This window comes from Janthinobacterium sp. 64 (assembly GCF_002813325.1).
Classification (GTDB): domain Bacteria; phylum Pseudomonadota; class Gammaproteobacteria; order Burkholderiales; family Burkholderiaceae_D; genus Janthinobacterium.
In genome coordinates this window covers 5,668,406-5,686,001 of record NZ_PHUG01000001.1, presented here as the reverse complement: position 1 = coordinate 5,686,001, position 17,596 = coordinate 5,668,406, and the positions used below count along the sequence as shown (strand labels likewise).

At 62.9% G+C, this 17,596-nt stretch carries 19 protein-coding genes; 10 read left to right on the top strand and 9 right to left on the bottom strand.

The genetic code is table 11. The features are described from left to right. Positions 1–21 precede the first annotated feature (21 nt). A complete protein-coding gene (locus CLU91_RS25115) occupies positions 22–1,161 on the top strand; it encodes an HAF repeat-containing protein (protein ID WP_100876291.1) in 1,140 nt (379 codons plus the stop codon). A gap of 65 nt (positions 1,162–1,226) precedes the next feature. Here the strand turns inward: CLU91_RS25115 and rpoD are convergent, their stop codons facing one another. Next, positions 1,227–3,776 (bottom strand): RNA polymerase sigma factor RpoD, encoded by a 2,550-nt coding sequence (rpoD, locus tag CLU91_RS25110; RefSeq protein WP_100876290.1) that lies wholly within the window; start codon positions 3,774–3,776, stop codon positions 1,227–1,229. A 567-nt stretch (positions 3,777–4,343) separates the two neighbouring features. Here rpoD and CLU91_RS25105 point away from each other — a divergent pair. Genes CLU91_RS25105 through CLU91_RS25095 form a run of 3 tightly spaced genes read left to right on the top strand, consistent with a single transcriptional unit; the run spans position 4,344 to position 5,943 of the window. After that, positions 4,344–4,838, top strand: coding sequence for a ProQ/FINO family protein (locus CLU91_RS25105; protein WP_100876289.1), 495 nt, complete (start codon positions 4,344–4,346; stop codon positions 4,836–4,838). Between the two features lie 9 nt (positions 4,839–4,847). Next, positions 4,848–5,498 (top strand): 3'-5' exonuclease, encoded by a 651-nt coding sequence (locus tag CLU91_RS25100; RefSeq protein WP_100876288.1) that lies wholly within the window; start codon positions 4,848–4,850, stop codon positions 5,496–5,498. A gap of 16 nt (positions 5,499–5,514) precedes the next feature. After that, a complete protein-coding gene (locus CLU91_RS25095; protein WP_100876287.1) occupies positions 5,515–5,943 on the top strand; it encodes an SMI1/KNR4 family protein in 429 nt (142 codons plus the stop codon). 6 nt (positions 5,944–5,949) lie between these two features. Here the strand turns inward: CLU91_RS25095 and CLU91_RS25090 are convergent, their stop codons facing one another. Continuing rightward, positions 5,950–7,368, bottom strand: a complete 1,419-nt coding sequence (locus CLU91_RS25090; protein WP_100876286.1) for an aminotransferase-like domain-containing protein — start codon at positions 7,366–7,368, stop codon at positions 5,950–5,952. Between the two features lie 152 nt (positions 7,369–7,520). On the opposite strand from CLU91_RS25090, the gene CLU91_RS25085 reads away from it, so the two are divergent. Next, complete coding sequence (locus tag CLU91_RS25085) at positions 7,521–8,222, top strand: c-type cytochrome (protein ID WP_232730876.1); 702 nt, start codon at positions 7,521–7,523, stop codon at positions 8,220–8,222. Next, entirely contained in the window at positions 8,219–9,493 is a 1,275-nt protein-coding gene (locus CLU91_RS25080) for a cytochrome c (RefSeq protein ID WP_100876284.1), read from the top strand. Before CLU91_RS25085 ends, CLU91_RS25080 begins: the two co-directional genes overlap by 4 nt. 125 nt (positions 9,494–9,618) lie before the next feature. Here CLU91_RS25080 and CLU91_RS25075 read toward each other — a convergent pair whose 3' ends face one another. Beyond that, positions 9,619–10,254 (bottom strand): SAM-dependent methyltransferase, encoded by a 636-nt coding sequence (locus CLU91_RS25075; protein WP_100876283.1) that lies wholly within the window; start codon positions 10,252–10,254, stop codon positions 9,619–9,621. 188 nt (positions 10,255–10,442) lie between these two features. Here CLU91_RS25075 and CLU91_RS25070 point away from each other — a divergent pair, with 188 nt between their 5' ends. Then, positions 10,443–11,231, top strand: a complete 789-nt coding sequence (locus tag CLU91_RS25070) for a head GIN domain-containing protein (RefSeq protein ID WP_100876282.1) — start codon at positions 10,443–10,445, stop codon at positions 11,229–11,231. A gap of 60 nt (positions 11,232–11,291) precedes the next feature. On the opposite strand, the gene CLU91_RS25065 is transcribed toward CLU91_RS25070, so the two are convergent. Beyond that, positions 11,292–11,834, bottom strand: coding sequence for a YaeQ family protein (locus CLU91_RS25065; protein WP_034758748.1), 543 nt, complete (start codon positions 11,832–11,834; stop codon positions 11,292–11,294). Between the two features lie 39 nt (positions 11,835–11,873). Next, a complete protein-coding gene (gene purU / locus CLU91_RS25060; protein WP_100876281.1) occupies positions 11,874–12,755 on the bottom strand; it encodes a formyltetrahydrofolate deformylase in 882 nt (293 codons plus the stop codon). Between the two features lie 344 nt (positions 12,756–13,099). On the opposite strand from purU, the gene CLU91_RS25055 reads away from it, so the two are divergent. From CLU91_RS25055 to CLU91_RS25045, 3 genes are all read left to right on the top strand, one after another. After that, positions 13,100–13,612, top strand: a complete 513-nt coding sequence (locus CLU91_RS25055; protein WP_100876280.1) for a phasin family protein — start codon at positions 13,100–13,102, stop codon at positions 13,610–13,612. Positions 13,613–13,645: 33 nt separating this feature from the next. After that, the gene (locus CLU91_RS25050) at positions 13,646–14,044 is read left to right on the top strand and encodes a KGG domain-containing protein (RefSeq protein ID WP_100876279.1); all 399 of its coding nucleotides are present in this window, start codon (positions 13,646–13,648) and stop codon (positions 14,042–14,044) included. A gap of 122 nt (positions 14,045–14,166) precedes the next feature. Then, positions 14,167–14,679, top strand: a complete 513-nt coding sequence (locus CLU91_RS25045; protein ID WP_100876278.1) for a YgjP-like metallopeptidase domain-containing protein — start codon at positions 14,167–14,169, stop codon at positions 14,677–14,679. A gap of 28 nt (positions 14,680–14,707) precedes the next feature. Here CLU91_RS25045 and CLU91_RS25040 read toward each other — a convergent pair whose 3' ends face one another. The 4 genes from CLU91_RS25040 to CLU91_RS25025 form a co-directional block, all read right to left on the bottom strand. After that, positions 14,708–15,253: a TIGR00730 family Rossman fold protein gene (locus CLU91_RS25040; RefSeq protein ID WP_198521512.1), complete on the bottom strand. Its 546-nt coding sequence runs from the start codon at positions 15,251–15,253 to the stop codon at positions 14,708–14,710. A gap of 11 nt (positions 15,254–15,264) precedes the next feature. Next, the gene (locus CLU91_RS25035) at positions 15,265–16,038 is read right to left on the bottom strand and encodes a hypothetical protein (protein ID WP_100876276.1); all 774 of its coding nucleotides are present in this window, start codon (positions 16,036–16,038) and stop codon (positions 15,265–15,267) included. Between the two features lie 41 nt (positions 16,039–16,079). Then, on the bottom strand, positions 16,080–16,751 hold the full coding sequence (locus tag CLU91_RS25030) for a TetR/AcrR family transcriptional regulator (protein WP_034758777.1): 672 nt from the start codon (positions 16,749–16,751) through the stop codon (positions 16,080–16,082). Positions 16,752–16,889: 138 nt separating this feature from the next. Continuing rightward, a complete protein-coding gene (locus CLU91_RS25025; protein WP_100876275.1) occupies positions 16,890–17,477 on the bottom strand; it encodes a phasin family protein in 588 nt (195 codons plus the stop codon). Positions 17,478–17,596: the final 119 nt, after the last annotated feature.

Here is a 17,596-nt window from a genome sequence, read left to right as displayed (position 1 = left end):
TTTTTCTTTGAGGAAACTATCATGCCGCCACGGTTCGCCTGCTTCCCCGCCCCACTGCTCGGCCTGCTCCTGCTGGCCGCCATCCCCACCGCCAGCGCCACCATCTATGCCGAACGCGGCTTTGGTGAAAGGGATGGCAATGGCAGCATCGCATCCGACCTGAACCCGGCCGGCCTGGTGGCCGGCATCATCATGGAAGAAGAAGGACGGCGCCGCGCCGTGACCTATCAGCATGGCCGCCTCCGCGAACTGGGCACCCTGGGCGGCAATGAAGGCTTTACCAAGGCCATCAATACCCATGGCGTGGTGGTGGGCTCGGCGCAAACGGCCAGCGGCGCCTGGCATGCCTTCCGCTTTGAAGCAGCGGGCGGCATGCGCGACCTGGGCACCCTGGGCGGCACCAGCAGCTATGCCACGGCCATCACGCGCGACGGCATGATCGCCGGCTATGCCGACACCAGCGCCGGCGATTTCCACGCCTTTGTGACGAAAGCCGACCACAGCCTGCAAGACCTGGGTACCCTGGGCGGCGCCAGCAGCTATGCCAGCGGCCTGAACAGCCATGGCGTAGTGGTCGGCACGGCGCAGCGCGGCGACGGCTACCGCCGCGCCTTCGTCTACCGCCCCGGCACGGGCATGCAGGAAATCGGCACCCTGCCCGGCGGACGCATCAGTTCAGCCACCGCCATCAATGACGCAGGCCTGGTCGTGGGCGCGTCGGAAACGGAGAAGCGCCGCTGGCACGCGTTTGCCTGGGATGGCAAGCGCATGCTCGACCTGGGCGCCATGATCGGCCAGGGCGACAGCTACGCCACGGCAGTCAACGCGGCCGGACACGTCGTCGGCAGCGTCAGCATCAAAGGCTTTGAACCGATGACCTTTGTCTACAAGGAAGGCGTGATGACGGTGCGCCGCCGCGACGACGGCCTGTACCTGACCAACAAGATCACCGATGCGGGCCTGGTGGTCGGCGCCATCTACACGGGGCACAAGTTCCAGGCCTTCGCCGTGCCGTCGCAAGCGGCGCCCGCACCGCAGCGCAGCAATCCACTGGACTGGCTGTTCATCACCATCCTCATCTCCGCCAGCGGCGTGGTGCTGTACAAATTGCAGCGCAACTATCGCCTGGGCCTGCTGGGCGCGCGCACGCGTTTCATGTAGGAAGGCATGCTACAGACGTAAAAAAAGAGGCTTGCGCCTCTTTTTTTTGTTTGCTTGCCGTACGATTAGTTTTGCGTCAGGAAAGTTTTAAGTTTGTCCGAACGCGAAGGCTGGCGCAGCTTGCTCATGGCTTTCGCCTCGATCTGGCGGATGCGCTCGCGCGTCACGTCGAACTGCTTGCCCACTTCTTCCAGGGTGTGGTCGTTCGACATTTCCACGCCGTAACGCATACGCAGTACTTTCGCTTCGCGCGGCGTCAGGGAGTCCAGCACTTCCTTGATCACGTTGCGCATCGACGCGTGCAGCGCGGCATCCAGCGGCGCCAGGGTCGTGTTGTCTTCGATGAAGTCGCCCAGTTGCGAATCGCCATCTTCGCCCATCGGCGTTTCCATGGAAATCGGCTCTTTCGCGATCTTCATGATTTCGCGCACCTTGTTTTCCGGCATTTCCATCTTGACGGCCAGGGTCGCCAGGTCCGGCTCGCTGCCCGTTTCCTGCATGATCTGGCGCGAGATGCGGTTCATCTTGTTGATCGTTTCGATCATGTGCACGGGCACGCGGATGGTGCGGGCCATGTCGGCGATCGAACGCGTGATGGCCTGGCGGATCCACCAGGTGGCGTAGGTCGAGAACTTGTAGCCGCGGCGGTATTCGAATTTATCGACGGCCTTCAGCAAGCCGATGTTGCCTTCCTGGATCAAATCGAGGAATTGCAAGCCGCGGTTGATGTATTTCTTGGCGATCGAAATGACCAGGCGCAAGTTGGCGACCGTCATTTCGCGTTTTGCGTGACGCGCACGCTTTTCGCCGGCAGCCATCTGCTTGTTGATCTTGCGCAAGTCCGCCAGCGGCAGGGCCACGCGCGCTTGCAGGTCGATCATCTTCTTTTGCAGTTCCTTGACGGCAGGCACGTTGCGGCTGAGGATGGCACTGTACGGATACTTGCAATCGACTTCGCGGTCGACCCATTCCAGGTCGCATTCATTGCCCGGGAACACCTTGATGAAGTGGGCGCGCGGCATGCCGCATTTGTTCACGCACAGTTCCAGCACGGCGCGCTCGATGTGGCGCACTTCTTCCATCTGGCCGCGCAGGGTGTCGCACAGCTTTTCGACGACCTTGGCCGTGAAGCGGATGCCCAGCAATTCCTGCGAAATGGCTTCCTGCGCCTTGATGTAGGCTTTCGAGTTGTAACCCTCGGGCGCCTTGCGCATCTTGTCGTACTGCGTAGAAATGACGTTGAATTTCTCCAGCGCATTCTTTTTCAGCTGCGCCAGCTGCTCGCTGGAGAAACCGGCCGCGCCGCCATTGGCGTCGCCGTCTTCTTCTTCGGCTTCTTCTTCCTCTTCCTCGTCGTCACCGCTGGCGCTAGCGGGCGCGGGGGCGGCGGCCGGTGCCGGGGCATTGCTTTCGTTCAAGTCGACGAAGCCGTCGACCACTTCATCGACCTTGATTTCGTCGCGCGCGATTTTTTGCGACAGCGCAACGATTTCGCCGATGGTGGTGGGGCAGGCGGAAATGGCCTGGATCATGTCTTTCAAGCCGCCTTCGATGCGCTTGGCGATCTCGATCTCGCCTTCGCGCGTGAGCAGCGCCACGGCGCCCATTTCACGCATGTACATGCGCACGGGGTCGGTGGTGCGGCCGAAGTCGGAGTCGACCGTCGACAGGGCGGTCGCGGCAGCCGCTTCCACTTCATCGTCGCTGGTAACGGTGGCGACGTTGTCGGTCAACAACAGGCTTTCCGCGTCCGGAGCGCGCTCGTAGACGGCGATGCCCATGTCGTTGAACGTGGCGATGATGCCTTCGATCGCTTCCGGATCGATGATGTTTTCCGGCAATTGGTCATTGATCTCGGCATAGGTGAGGAAACCGCGTTCCTTGCCCATGTTGATCAAGCCAGTGATCTGCTTGCGGCGGCGTTCCAGGTCCGCTGCCGACGCTTCCGGATCGCCCAGTGCATCGGCCAGGCCGCCCTTGGCCTTGCGGTCGCGCGCTTTCGACACGGCCTTCAATTCGGCGCGTTCGACGGCGTTCAGTGCTGCCACTTCATCGTTTTCCGGCGTGAATTCGCTAGGCTTGCGGCCACGGCGACCCGGCACCTTGACGGTTGGCAAGAAGTAATTCGAGGTATCGATGGCGGCCAGGGCATCGGCGTCGGTGGTCTTGCTGACCACTTGCGCGCCGGTGATGATGGTCACGGGCGCCACTTCAGGCTTGGCGCGCACGACTTTCGAACGGGCTGCCGTCACCACTTTGTTCGTGGCCGCGCTTTCGCTGACCTTGCGCGGCGCGGCCGGGGCCTTGGCGCCGGGGGCGATCTTCACGCTTGGCGTTTTGGCCGCTGCAGCGTCGGCTGCCTCGGCAACGGCTTCGGCGGCCGCGACTGCAACGGGCGCTTCGGCAGCCGATTCGGCCGCCGGCACGGCGGCCAGGCGCGAACGGCTTTTCTTCACCACGGTGACGACGGTGGGTGCCGTCGTGACGGTCGCTTCCGGATTCGCTTGCGCATTATCGATGAAGTAAGATAAAGTCGTTTTGGGTACGGCAAGTGGTGCCGCGGCTGGGCGTGGCGCCTTGGCGGACAACGTTAAAGTTTTTGGCGTATTCTTCATGAGATATCTCTTAATGCGAGACCAGATGGTGTCGGCGCGAAGTGAATGATTCCACCTAAGCCTGCGAAACCGGACTCGATGGAGCGTATTGTTGCGGCTGCCGTTAACGGCAGCGGCGCCTGCTTATCAGGGCGCTCAAAGCCCGCGCATCCCGTGATGAGGGCGGCGGGGCCGAAGCCGGATCAGATAAATAAGCGATGTACATTGCGGAATGAAAAAAAGCCCGTACCAGAACGGGCTTGAATCTATTGTTGTTCAGTGAAGACACAGCGGAGAGCAAGATTATGCACGAAGGCCAGTTATCTGGATAATTGATAAGCAAAATATCTGATATCAAAAATATCAATAATGATGGCCCTGCACCGCACTGCTCCTATCCCCTGCACACCTGAGCCAGACCTTCAAAAACAGGGTCCAGTCATCAGCGCAAGCCGACATTATACACATTTCCCGCATTTCGCGCTGCATGCACTGTCGTACGGACCCGCTTATCTGTGCGCAAGTTGCCAAAAAAGACAATGCACTTGCCTGTGGCGCGTGCTATGCTCCCCTTTTATAGCCCAACCAATGATGTCGATGACCAGCTCCACGCCAGACCAGCAAGCCACCACTCCTGACACGCCAGTCGATGCAGCCCCAGCGGCGACCACGCCGGCACCTGCCGGCCTGACCGCGCGCGCGCTGCTCAAGCAGTTCCAGGAGCAATTCCCGCCATTCCGCGATTGCCTGCCCTTGTCGATCGGTATCGACAAGCAGATCCTGGCGCGCCTGCCGGACCTGGACCGCAAGCTGATGCGCACGGCGTTGGGCATCCACACGGGTTCGCTGCGCTACCTGCGCATGATGGAAAAAGCCAAGATCCGCTACGACCTCGACGGCACTGCCGGCGCGGAAGTGACGCAAACCCACCGCGACCACGCCACGCAAGTATTGCAGCAGCGCTTCAAGAAAGAAGCCGAGCGCAAGAAAGCCGAACGCGACGCGGCCGCCGCCGAAGAAGCGAACCGTTTGCGCCTGGAAAAACTGAATCAGCTGACCGCGAAATTCTCGCGCAAAGGCTGATCCGGTTTCATGGACACAGCTGCCGCACCGCCACTGCCCCCGTATCAAGGCATTGCACTCGACCACGTCAAACTGGTACGCACCAGTGACGATGCCAGGGCAGCCATGGCCGCCCTGCTGGCCGCCGATGCCATCGGCTTCGATACGGAATCGAAGCCGACGTTCGTCAAGGGCGAGTCCTCCACGGGCCCGCACCTGATCCAGCTGGCCACCGACGACATCGCCTACCTGTTCCAGGTGGGCAGCACGCCGGCGCCGGCCCTGGCCGAACTGAAAGCCATCCTCGAATCGGCCACCACCCTGAAGGTGGGCTTTGGCCTGTCCGACGACGTCAAGCGCCTGCGCAACAAGCTGGGCATTGTTCCAGCGCAAGTGCTGGACCTGTCCGTCGCCCTGCGCGGCGGCCAGCGCAACGACCTGGGCGCCAAGACGGCCGTGGCCAAGTTCTTCGGCCTGCACCTGCAGAAATCGAAAAAGATCTCCACCACCAACTGGGCCACCTCGCGCCTGACGGAAAAGCAGATCCTGTACGCGGCCGACGATGCGCAAGTAGCTCTGCGCGTGTACCGCCGCTGGATCGCCGACGGCGGTAAAGTCACGCCGCAAAAAGCCCCGCGTCCGGCCGCTGCGCCGCCCGCTGCGCCCGCTTCCCCGGCCTGATTCCAGCGTCCATCGCATGCGCAGGAAAAACAGCACCGGCACCAGCGCCGCAGCCATCGCCGCTGCAGCACAGGCGCTGGGCCGCGCGTTGCCGCCATCGCACGCTGCGTGGCTGCTGGCCAACAATGGCCGCGCACTGGGCGCCCTGACCTTGTTTCCCGTCTACGACGCGGACAATCCGCGCAAGACCTGGGAATCGATCGACCGACACTACCGCGAAGGCTGGCAGGCGTGGCTGGACAACTTCGCCGGCAGCGGCATCGATTGCGCCAGCCTGCTGCCCTTCGCGCAATTCGGCACGGGCGACTGCTATTGTTTCGACTATGCCCACATCGGGCCGTCGGGCGAGCCGGTGGTCGTGCTGTGGTCGCATGAAACGGGGGCCGCCAGCATGGTGGCGCCCGACTTTAGCGCCTTTCTCGCCCTGCCCGGCCGTCCCGGCTGACTTCCCCTACGGCGCCAGCTGCTGCGCCGCCAGCCGCCCCAGCGTGGCGATGGCTTCTTCCAGCTGCGCGCTCCACGGGTGGCCGTAATTGAGGCGGATGCAATGGCGAAACGCGCGCGTGGCGGAAAAGATGGGGCCGGGCGCGATGCTGATGCCGGCCGCCAGCGCGCTGCGGTGCAAGGCCAGCGCATCGATGCCGATAGGCATTTCCACCCAGACAAAATAGCCGCCCTGCGGCCGCGTGACCCGCGTGCCGGGCGGAAAATGCACGGCGATGGCTTGCAGCATGGTGTTTTGCTGCGCCGCCAGGGTCAGCCGCAGCTGGCGCAAATGGCGGTCGTAGCCGCCGTGCGCCAGGTAATCGGCCAGCGCCATCTGCAGCGGTATCGGCGCCGACAGGCTGGTGGTCAGTTTCAAGCGCTCGACCTGGCGCGCGTAGCGGCCCGCCACTGCCCAGCCCAGGCGGAAACCGGGCGCCAGGGTCTTGGAAAACGAGCTGCAATGCATGACCAGACCCGCGCCATCGTGGCTTTTCGTCAGGCCGGGGCGCTGCTTGCCAAAGTACAGCTCGCCATACACGTCATCCTCGATCAGCGGCACGCCATGGCGCGCCAGCAGTGCCACCAGTGCGCGTTTCTTTTCCGGCGACATCAGGCTGCCCAGGGGATTCTGGAAACTCGTCATCAGCCAGCACGCCTTGGGCTGGTGGCGCTGCAGCAACTCTTCCAGCGCCGCCAGATCGACGCCGTCGCGCGGGCTGGTGGCGATCTCGACGGCCTTGAGCTCCAGCCGCTCCAGCGCCTGCAAACAGGCATAGAAGCTGGGCGACTCGATCAGCACCGTGTCGCCGGGCCGCGTGACGGCTTGCAGGCACAGGTTCAGCGCTTCCAGCGCGCCATTCGTGATGACGATGTCGTCGCTGGAAACGAGCAAGCCGTCGAGCTGGTAGCGCAGCGCGATCTGGCGGCGCAATTCCGCATTGCCCAGGGATAGATCCGTGACCGTGCTCCACGGATCGAGGCGGCGCATGCTGGCCGACACGGCCCGCGCCAGTTTTTCCATCGGGAACAGGTGCGGGCTGGGAAACGCCGAACCGAACGGCACGATATCGCGCGCGCCTACGGCACCCAGCACCTCGAAGACGAGGTCGCTGACGTCGACGGTGGTACTGGCATCGAGCGGGCGCGAGCTGTCCGGCTCGGGCGCCAGCGCGGCGCGCTGCGGCGCCACGTAATAGCCGGAGCGGGGACGCGAGACGATCATGCCGCGCGCTTCGAGCAAATAATAGGCCTGGAACACCGTCGACGGGCTCACGCCCCTGCGCGCATGCTGCTGGCGCACGGAAGGCAACTTGTCACCAGGCAGCAACAGCTGCGTGCTGATCATGGCGGCGACTTCTTCCGCCAATTCCTCATATCGTTTCAACCCTGCTCCTCAAACTGATCCGTATTTTTATTGCACAACTGATCCTGTCACAGTGACAGCGCCCGTTATATGCTAGGGTAACAACATCCGGGCAGCAACACCGGCACGCGACACAGACCGACGAGACAGGTGATCTTTCCATGCGACTTTCCATGCTACTGCATTTCCCCCTCGCGCTGATGCTGGCCATAGCCGCGCCCGCTGCCATCTCTGCCAGCCACGACAGCCTGGAACAGCGCATCAAGGCATGCACGGCCTGCCATGCACCCAAGGAACGCCACGACGCCTTCTTTCCCCGCATCGCCGGTAAACCTGCAGGCTATCTGTACAACCAGCTGCTCAATTTCCGCGAGGGAAGACGCCAGTATCCGATGATGAACTACATGGTCGAGCATTTGCCCGACGATTACCTGCGCGAAATCGCCGAGTATTTTTCGGCGCAGCACCCTGCCCCGCCGCCGGCCCAGCCCAGCAGCGCGGGCACGACGGCCCTGGCGCGTGGCAAGCAGCTGGTGCTGCATGGCGATGCGGGCAAAAAGATTCCCGCCTGCATCTCCTGCCATGGCGATAAACTGGCCGGCGTGGCGCCCGCCATCCCCGGCTTGCTGGGCTTGCCCCGCGACTACATCAACGCCCAGCTAGGCGCCTGGAAGAACGGCATCCGCCGCGCCCATGCACCCGACTGCATGGCGCAAGTGGCGCAGCGCCTGTCGGACGCGGACGTGGGCGCCGTCTCGGCCTGGCTGGGCACGCAGGTGGCCAGCGCCGACGCGCGTCCCGCCAGCGGCATCACCCTGCCCTTGCCGCTGCACTGCGGCGGCGTGCCAGGTTCTACCGCGCAGGTGGCGCCATGAAGAAATGGATGATCGCGGCCGGCTTGCTGCTGATTGCCGGCGGCAGCGCCACATTCCTGCTGTACCCGGACGACGACATCGGCCCGCCCGCCGTGGCCAGCACCCTGAGCCAGCAACAGCTGGTCGCGCGCGGCGCCTACCTGGCCAAGGCGGGCGACTGCATGGCGTGCCACACGACGCGCGGCGGCGTGCCCTACGCGGGTGGACGCGCCTTGCAGACGCCGTTCGGCAAGGTGCTCTCGCCCAACCTCACGGCCGACAAGGAAACGGGCATCGGCAGCTGGACGGCCGACGATTTCTGGCGCGCCATCCACAACGGCAAGTCGAAGGATGGCCGGCTGCTGTATCCAGCCTTTCCCTACACCAGCTACACCAAGGTGCGGCGCGAGGACAGCGACGCGCTGTACGCGTATTTCCAGAGCGTGCCGCCGCACAGGCAGACGAACGCGCCGCACGCGCTGCGCTTCCCCTACAACCAGCAGATCGCGCTGGCCGCCTGGCGCGCGCTGTATTTCAAGCCGGGCGTGTACCAGCCGCTCACGACACAAAGCATGGAGTGGAACCGCGGCGCCTACCTGGTGCAGGGCCTGGGCCACTGCAGCGCCTGCCATAGCAGCCGCACCACCCTGGGCGGCAGCGACGACGGCCTGTCGGGCGGCCTGATCCCCGTGCTGGGCTGGTACGCGCCCTCGCTGACGTCGGATGCGGAAGCGGGCCTGGGCGACTGGGACACGGCGCATATCGTGGAATTGCTGCAAACGGGCGTGTCGCCGCGCGCCACCGTCTTCGGCCCCATGGCGGAAGTCGTGCGGCAAAGCTTGCAGCACATGGGCACGGCCGACGTGCAGGCGATGGCCGTCTACCTGAAAAGCTTGCCCGGCCCCGCGCAAGCGGCGAAAAAGGCGCCACGCGGCACCTCGGAGCAAGCCACGCAGCAACTGGCGCTGGGCGCGAAACTGTATGAGGCGCAATGCGCGAGCTGCCACCAGGCCGATGGCAAGGGCGTGCCGCCCGGCTACCCGCCGCTGGCCGGCAACCGCGCGCTGACGACGGAGTCGGCCGTGAACGCCATCCGCCTCGTGCTCAACGGCGGCTTTGCGCCCGGCACCAGCGGCAACCCGCGCCCCTACGGCATGCCGCCGTTCGGCCCCGTCATGGATGACGCGGAAGTGGCGGCCGTGGTGACGTATCTGCGCGCGTCGTGGGGCAATGATGCGCCGGCCGTGTCGGCGCTGGAGGTGAACAAGTACCGCAGCGTGCCGCTGGAGTAGCCCTCAATCCCCCCCCTAAGCCCGGCTACAGCCGGGGTCGGACCCTGAGGGTCCGACCCCAGTGGTGCGCGGGTTACCCATAAAAAAACCGGCCAGCGCCGGTTTTTCATTTCAAACAGCCGCTTTCAGCGGAACTTGCTTTTGTGCCCCGTCTTCAAATTCAGCGCATAACGCACGCCATTGTCCGTCAGCATGACTTCATCGGGCGGTTCCTCGCCGGCCAGGGCGCCGTCGATCAGGGGCAAGCCTTCGCCCTTGCGCATCAGGTCGTCGCAGCGCTCGTACACATTGACGCAGCCGGTGGAAGCCATCAGCGATTGCACGATGGCCACTTTCCACGCATCGACGCCGCCGGCATTGAATTCGCAGATCAGATAGCCTTGCACGCCGCCAAACAGCTGCACCACCAGGCCCGGCAAGCCCTCGTCTTCGCCCTTGATCAGGGTCAGCAGCTGGTTTTCGCCCGCCTTCTTGATGGCTGGCAGTTTTTTCTCGATGGCGGCCTTGACTCTGCGCTTGATCAGCGCGTGGTCGACCGGCTCGTCTTCCTTGAAGCTCCAGATACGCGCGCGGATCTGCGACTTCGAATTGTAGGCGGCGCGGGCGATGAATTGCTTAGCCGAACTTTGCACGATGGCCGTCGAGCCGGGCTTCATTTTTTCCTGCGGCTTGCCTTCGACTTTTTCAATCGCGGACGCGTAAATCCACGATTGGCCCAGCAAGCTCTTTTCCTTGCCCTGTTTGATGGTGATGATCAGCATGTAATTCCAGTAGTGTGAGCGGCGCGTGCCGCTCGTCGTATGTCCAATACCCGCATGATACCTCATGCCATCCTGTCGCAGCCTCCTGCATTCCATGCCGCTGCTGGCGCAGTCTGTCGCAGCGCGCTGCGCAGGCGCGCCCGGCTGGCATACCATGCATGCAATCCAATTCAAAACAGGGAGCAAGAATGACACAGCCACTTTTCCACCCGCGCCACTGCCGCCACCTTGGCGCCGCCCTGCTGCTGGCCGTCGGCGCCCTGGCCATCCCGGCCGCGCCGGCGCTGGCGTCGCCGCTCGACTGGATTTCCGGCAACAGCATCCAGGGCAGCGGCAAGCTGCAAAAACAGACGCGCGACGTGGGCAGCTTCCATGGCGTGGCGCTGAACGTGCCGGGCACGGTCGAGCTGCGCATCGGCAACACGGACAGCGTCACCATCGAGGCCGACGACAATATCCTGCCGCTGATCGACACGGTGGTGGAAAACGGCACCCTGCGCATCCGGCCCGCCAAGCGCAATGCGAATTTCCGCCAGAGCAGCCTGACCATCGTCATCCAGGCGCGCCAGGTGGAACGCATCAGCGTGGGCGGCTCGGGCAACGTCACGGCAACGGGCTTGCGCGCCGAAAATCTGCGCTTCGACGTGGGCGGTTCCGGCTCCATCCATGCGCGCGACCTCGACAGCCGCCAGGTTTCCATCGCCATCGGCGGCAGCGGCAGCTTCAAGGCCAGCGGCAAGACGGAGCAGCTGACGGCATCGATCGGCGGCTCGGGCAATATCGAAGCGGGCCGCCTGGCCGCGCGCGAGGTGCAGGTAAGCATCGGCGGCTCGGGCGAGGCGCAAGTGTGGGCCAAGGATGACCTGGCCATCAGCATCGGCGGCTCGGGCGAAGTGAGCTATTACGGCGATCCGCGCATCAGCCGCAGCATGCAGCGTTCGAGCAGCATCCGCCGCCTGGGCGCTGCGCCGAATTAGGCGCCCGCAATGACAAAAGCCCGGAGCGATCCGGGCTTTTTGCGTTTCAGACAGCCGACATCAGCGCGCTGGCTTGACCGGTTCGCGGTCGATCAGGACCGTGTTGACGCTGTCCGTCAGCCAGATCTGGCCATCCTGGATCGTGCATTGCAGCTGCATGTTGCGCTGCGCCAGCTTGCTCATGTCTTGCGCCGCTTCAGATGGCAGGTTGATCACGGTCAAGTTCTTCGCCCGTTCCAGCTTGTTGGCAATCTGCTTCCACCAGATGTGGCTGGTTGCGCCATAGCTGTAAACGATCACCTGTTCCGAACGCCCGCAGGCCTTCAGGATGCGCTTTTCGTCAGGCTGGCCCACTTCGATCCACAGCTGAATGGCGCCCGTCAGGTCTTTCTGCCACAGGTCGGGCTCTTCCGTGTCGAACAGTCCCTTGGTGAAGGTCAGCGCCTCGTCGGCGTGGATGGCGAACGCCAGCAGGCGCACCATCATGCGCTCGTCCGTTTCGGACGGGTGGCGCGCCAGGGTCAGCGCGTGATCCTGGTAGTAATTGCGGTCCATGTCGGCGATCTGCAGATCGGCTTTGAAAATTGTTGCTTTGAGGGCCATCGTGTTTCTGTCTCGGTAAAGTGAAGAGTGAAGTCGGTATCAGCGGAAGACCACGGTCTTGTCGCCATTTTTCAGGATGCGGTGCTCGACGAACCATTTCACGGCGCGCGCCAGCACCACGCACTCGACGTCGCGGCCGATGGCCGTCAGGGTTTCCGCATCCATCGCATGGTCGACGCGCTCGACGTCCTGCTCGATGATCGGGCCTTCATCGAGGTCGCCCGTGACGAAATGGGCCGTCGCACCGATCAGCTTGACGCCGCGGTGGTGCGCCTGCGCATACGGCTTGGCGCCCTTGAAGCTGGGCAGGAAGGAATGGTGGATATTGATGGCGCGGCCGTCGAGCGCCTGGCACAGGCCCGGCGACAGGATCTGCATGTAGCGCGCCAGCACCACCAGGTCGATCTTGTGCGTGTCCATCAGCTCGATGATCTTCGCTTCCTGCGCCAGCTTGGCCGCTTCCGGCGCGCCGGCGGCCAGCGGCAAGTGATGGAAGGGAATATTGTAGCTGGCCGCCAGCTGGTAGAACTCCATGTGGTTCGAGACGATGGCGGGAATTTCCACGTTCAGCAAGCCGCTCTTGTAGCGGAACAGCAAATCGTTGAGGCAATGGCCGATCTTCGACACCATCAGCATCACGCGCGGCTTGACGCGCGCATCGTGCAATTGGCCATGGAAAGCGCCGTTCAACTGCATGGCTTGCGACAGGTCGGCGAAGTCGCTGCGCAACTGGGCGTCGCTGACGGCGCCGTCTTCCAGCGCGAAATGCACGCGCATGAAGAACAGCTGGGATTCCTGGTCGCCGAACTGGGCGGAATCGAGGATGTTGCAGCCGTGTTCGGCCAGGAAGCCGGACACGCGGTGCACGATGCCGCGCTGGTCCAGGCAGGACAGGGTCAGGATGTATTCAGGATGCGTCATGGTCGCGGAATCAGGTAAAAAGTAAGGCGATGCTCGGCTCAGCCACGCGCGCCGGCCATCGGCTGCGCTGCCGCGAGCCGGCTATTGTCGCACGGCCGGGCTTGTAAACCTGCATTTTCCACGCAAGCAGCGTGGCCGCCGACGGTGACAAGCAGATTGACGTTACTTTGATCTGGCACAAAGTCCTCGCTTTTTTCAAGCGGCCAAGCACCATTCTCGCGCAAAACCGGCACCTGGCGTGGAACCTGGCACGCCGTCCGGCGTCTATCTCTTTGCTTGTTTCAGCACACGTCGCATCCGGTACACCGGGTGTTTCTCGGACCAGATTTTCATTGAGGTAGAACATGTTCACAAACAGTATCCCCCCCAGTCTCAGCCCCGCCCTGAAGTCCCACCTGGAGGCCCAGTGCAATTTCGCCACAGAACTATCGCGCAAGATGTTCGATACGGCGCAGCAACTGAGCGAGTTGCATCTGCGGCTGGCGCAAGACTTGCTGCAGGAATGGAGCAACGCCAGCCAGCAATTGCTGTCGGCGCGCGACACGGGCGAGTTCATGTCGCTGGCCGCGGCCCAGTTACAGCCGGGCAGCAACAAGCTGCAGCAGTACCAGCAACAACTCGGCAATCTCGTCGCCAGCGCCAATGTCGAGATGAACCGCACGGCAGAGAACCACCTGCCCGAAACGAGCCGCACGGCCGTGGCCTTCGCCGACGAAGTGGTGCGCAAGACGGCCGAAGAAACAGAAAAAGCCACGCAGCGCCAGCGTGACATGATCGAAAAAATGCATGCCTCGGGCCACCGCGATGGCGCGGGCCACGGCCGCGAGACCGGCAGGCATTCCGATCAGGCGCATTGAACAGTGACCCCACCCGACAGCAAGGAGAGCGACATGGCTAACAGTAATGAGCAGGGCAAAGGCGCTGGCAGCAGCCAGAAGGCCGGCGAATCGGGCAGCAGCAAAGGTACGAGCAAGCGCGGTTTCGCCGCCATGAACGAGGAGCAGCAACGCGAAATTGCCAGCAAGGGCGGCCAGGCAGCCCATCAAAAGGGCACGGCGCATGAATTCGACTCGGAAGAAGCACGCCGGGCCGGGCAGAAAGGCGGTGAAGCCGTCAGCCGCAACCGCGAACACATGGCGGAAATCGGCCGCAAGGGCGGCGAAAGCCGGCAATCGGCCCAGCGCGCCAATGAAAGCCGCGGCAGCACGGCGGCACGCGGCGGCGGCGCCGAGCAACAACAGTCGAAGGCTAGCCGGCAGGGCAACAAGGACGAAGACGACAAGGGCTGACCTGGCACGCGGCTTGACGATGGCATGGGGCGGCCCTGGCAGCCCCGTGCCGGGGCTGGCGCAGCGCGGGGCGCGGCGGTATGGTACATTCTCGCCCTACTCCCCACCCCGCCCATCCCCGCATGCAGCCATCCCTGAAATACCTGAGCGCCTATTCCGAACAAACGCAAGCGCAAGTGCAACAACTGATCGCGCAGGACAAGCTGGGCGAAGTCCTGCTAAAACGCTACCCGCATGCGCACGATGTGCGCAACGACAAGGCGTTGTACCAGTACGTGCAAGATTTAAAGAATGAATTCCTGCGCAATGCCGAACCCATCAACAAAGTGGCGTTCGACAGCAAGATCCACGTGATCCAGCATGCGCTGGGCTTGCATACCTCGATCTCGCGCGTGCAGGGTGGCAAGCTCAAGGCCAAGCATGAAATCCGCGTGGCCACCATGTTCAAGGAAGTGCCGCTGGAATTCCTGCGCATGATCGCCGTGCATGAACTGGCGCATGTAAAAGAAAAGCAACATGACAAGCCGTTCTACAAGCTGTGCACGTATATGGAACCGCAATACCACCAGTACGAATTCGACGTGCGCCTGTACCTGACCCAGCTCGACCTGTCGGGCCAGCGCCTGTGGTCGTGAAGCGCGGCGCTCAAGCACTGTCCAGCGCCTAGGGCGCGCATTCCTTCAGCCGTTGCACCAGCGCGGCAGGATCGGCGTCGGCATTGAGGAAGGCGGCGTGCTGCGGGCGGATGAAGCCCTGTTCCCTGCCGTTTTGCACGAAAGCAATCAAGCCATCATAAAACCCGTCGACATTGAGCAAGCCGATGGGCTTGGCGTGCAAGCCCAGCTGGGCCCACGTGAGCATCTCGAACAGCTCTTCCAGGGTGCCATAGCCGCCGGGCATGGCGATGAAGGCGTCGGACAGGCTGGCCATCATCGCCTTGCGCTCATGCATGTCCTTCACGATGAACTGGCGCGTCAAGCCCATGTGGCCCACTTCGCGTTCAACCAGCTGGGTGGGAATCACGCCCGTCACCTCGCCGCCCAGGCGCAGCACTTCATCGGCGATCACGCCCATCAGGCCGACCTTGCCGCCGCCATACACCAGAGAAATATTTTCCGCCACCAGCACGCGCGCCAATTCGCGCGCCGCCACCGCATAGTCGGGCGAGACGCCCGCGTTGGCGCCACAGTACACACACAAAGCCTTGATCACAGTAGTCCCTAGTCTTTCAATTCATCGATCGCCGCCTCGACCTCGAGGCGTTCCTTGGCATCCAGTGCCACGCACTCGGCCGCCTTTTCATACAGGGCCAGCGCTTCCGCCAGCTTTTTCTTTCCGTCAAGCATGTTCAACGCGCGCGCATACTCGCTGTGCGCCAGCGCCGAATACGGCGTCAGGGCCAGCGCCGTCTTGAAGTGCTGATAGCCATCTTCCTTATTGGCGCCGTAGGTCAGGCTGCCGATCATGGCGCCGACCTTGTCGATAATTTCCGTATGATAAATCCCAAACGCAATATGCGCTTCCGCATGCATGGGCGCTACAGTCATCGTACGGTCCAGGCTGTTGCGCACGCGTGCGCCCATGCCCTGCGCCAGGGCCTTGACGACGGAGGTGCCCAGCGCATAACGGCCCAGGCTGTAGGCGTGCCAGTAGTAGCCGGCCGGGTTGTCCGGCTGTTCGCTCTGCTGGCGCTCGCAGCGCTCCGCCACTTCTTCGTACATGTCGAGTTTCTGGCGGTCGTCCACTTCCAGATGCGTGGCATAGATGCAGGTCGCCTTGTGCGCCACCGCATAGCCGGGCACGCCGACGGCCAGGCCCAGCTTCACCGCGCGTTCGAAGTCGCCCGCGTGGAAGGCCAGCCAGGCTTGCACCAGCGCCGCGTGCGTGGGAAACGGTTCCATGTCGCCCGCATGCAGGCGCGCCCAGGCCGCTTCCAGGGTCTGCGGCGTATAGACATAGGCTGCGTCCGGATAAGGGAATTGTTTCCAAGCCATCTATCTCTCCTGTAAATGACGACGTGGCGCCAGCAGCCGCGTCAGTCGTTCTTGAGTTTGGTCACATACTCTTCCGACAGTTTGCGAAACAGCAAATGCGTTTCATTGCGCAGATACGGGCCGATCAGGGACAACACCTGGTAACAGCCACGCGCCAGCGCATCGGACATCGATTGCTGCTCGCTGTACTTGCGCGGGTTGCGCACATATTCGTACGACAGCCAGTAGGTGGCGACGACCACCATATTCGTCGCCATCGCGGCAACCTCCATATCCGACGCCTCCAAAGACTGTTCGCTGCGCAAGTCTTCGCACAGCTGCGTGGCGACCTTGATCTTGTGCGCCAGGATCAGCTTGAAGTGCAATTCCAGCTTGCGGTTGCGCGACAGCAAATCATTGAGGTCGCGATAGAAAAAACGGTAGCGCCAGATCAGTTCGAACATCAGGTGCAAATACAGCCAGACATCCTCGATATTCGAACGGCGCCCGTCAGGCACGGTCAGGATGCGTTCGATTTCCGCCTCGAACTGGACGAAGATCGAGTTGACGATGTCATCCTTGTTACGGAAGTGGTAATACAGGTTTCCCGGCGAAATATTCATCTCTTCCGCAATCACGGTCGTCGTGATATTCGGCTCACCAAACTCATTGAACAGGCGCAGCGACAACTCCAGGATGCGTTCGCGGGTACGGCGTGGTGCTTTTTGTAGCATGGCGGGCAATCTCTCTGTGTTCTGCCTCAAGCATACCACCTAAGATAGCCGTAATGAAACACTCCGCCCCCAGGCGCGGGCGAAAAACGCGGGCAAGAAAAAGCCTGCTCGCGCAGGCTGGAGGGATGCGACGCCAGCTCAGGCGGCCGGCGCTTTTTTCTTCGCTGCCGGTCTCGCGGCCGGTTTGCTCACCGCTTTGCTCGCGGGCTTGGCCGGAGCCTTGGCGACAGCCGCCTTCGGAGCGGCTTTCGGTGCGGCTTTCGGCGCAGCTTTTTGCGCGGCTTTCGGTGCCGCTTTCGGCGCAGTTTTCGGCGCCGCCCTCACCGCCGCCTTCGGCTTGGCCGACAACGCCGCCACTTGCCGGCTCAAGGCATCGATCTGCGCCTGCAGCGCGGCGATATCGTTTTGCATCGGCACGCCGATGGTGGCCAGCGCACGCGCCACGCGCTCTTCAAACACCTGTTCCAGCTTGTCCCAGGAGCCGCTGGCCTGCTTGCCCACGCCATCGGCCAGTTTGCTGACGCTGTCGCCGACATCGGCCACCTTGTCTTCGGCGCGCTTCTGGAATTGCGTGCCTTCCTTGACCAGCTTGGAAAACACGCGCCCGCCCTCTTCCTGCGCCTTGGCAAAAGCACCGAGGCCCGCTTGCCAGATCTGCTGCGCGGACGAGCGCACGGCGCCCGCCAATTCCGCGTCTTCCGCCAGTTCCTTCAATTTCTTCACCATCGCCCGCTCCCGTCATATGAAAGGCCATGCCACTTCATGGATGCGTTTTATTCTAGTGAGCAAAACTAGAGACGGGAGTCTAATTCGATACAAAGCTGCTGCTCAACGTGCGCCAGCGC

Coding starts and splice junctions, on each gene's coding strand:
- CLU91_RS25115 (WP_100876291.1), top strand. CDS start 22: ATGCCGCCACGGTTCGCCTGCTTCCCCGCCCCACTGCTCGGCCTGCTC.
- rpoD (WP_100876290.1), bottom strand. CDS start 3,776: ATGAAGAATACGCCAAAAACTTTAACGTTGTCCGCCAAGGCGCCACGC.
- CLU91_RS25105 (WP_100876289.1), top strand. CDS start 4,344: ATGATGTCGATGACCAGCTCCACGCCAGACCAGCAAGCCACCACTCCT.
- CLU91_RS25100 (WP_100876288.1), top strand. CDS start 4,848: ATGGACACAGCTGCCGCACCGCCACTGCCCCCGTATCAAGGCATTGCA.
- CLU91_RS25095 (WP_100876287.1), top strand. CDS start 5,515: ATGCGCAGGAAAAACAGCACCGGCACCAGCGCCGCAGCCATCGCCGCT.
- CLU91_RS25085 (WP_232730876.1), top strand. CDS start 7,521: ATGCTACTGCATTTCCCCCTCGCGCTGATGCTGGCCATAGCCGCGCCC.
- CLU91_RS25080 (WP_100876284.1), top strand. CDS start 8,219: ATGAAGAAATGGATGATCGCGGCCGGCTTGCTGCTGATTGCCGGCGGC.
- CLU91_RS25075 (WP_100876283.1), bottom strand. CDS start 10,254: ATGCTGATCATCACCATCAAACAGGGCAAGGAAAAGAGCTTGCTGGGC.
- CLU91_RS25070 (WP_100876282.1), top strand. CDS start 10,443: ATGACACAGCCACTTTTCCACCCGCGCCACTGCCGCCACCTTGGCGCC.
- CLU91_RS25065 (WP_034758748.1), bottom strand. CDS start 11,834: ATGGCCCTCAAAGCAACAATTTTCAAAGCCGATCTGCAGATCGCCGAC.
- purU (WP_100876281.1), bottom strand. CDS start 12,755: ATGACGCATCCTGAATACATCCTGACCCTGTCCTGCCTGGACCAGCGC.
- CLU91_RS25055 (WP_100876280.1), top strand. CDS start 13,100: ATGTTCACAAACAGTATCCCCCCCAGTCTCAGCCCCGCCCTGAAGTCC.
- CLU91_RS25050 (WP_100876279.1), top strand. CDS start 13,646: ATGGCTAACAGTAATGAGCAGGGCAAAGGCGCTGGCAGCAGCCAGAAG.
- CLU91_RS25045 (WP_100876278.1), top strand. CDS start 14,167: ATGCAGCCATCCCTGAAATACCTGAGCGCCTATTCCGAACAAACGCAA.
- CLU91_RS25035 (WP_100876276.1), bottom strand. CDS start 16,038: ATGGCTTGGAAACAATTCCCTTATCCGGACGCAGCCTATGTCTATACG.
- CLU91_RS25030 (WP_034758777.1), bottom strand. CDS start 16,751: ATGCTACAAAAAGCACCACGCCGTACCCGCGAACGCATCCTGGAGTTG.
- CLU91_RS25025 (WP_100876275.1), bottom strand. CDS start 17,477: ATGGTGAAGAAATTGAAGGAACTGGCGGAAGACGCGGAATTGGCGGGC.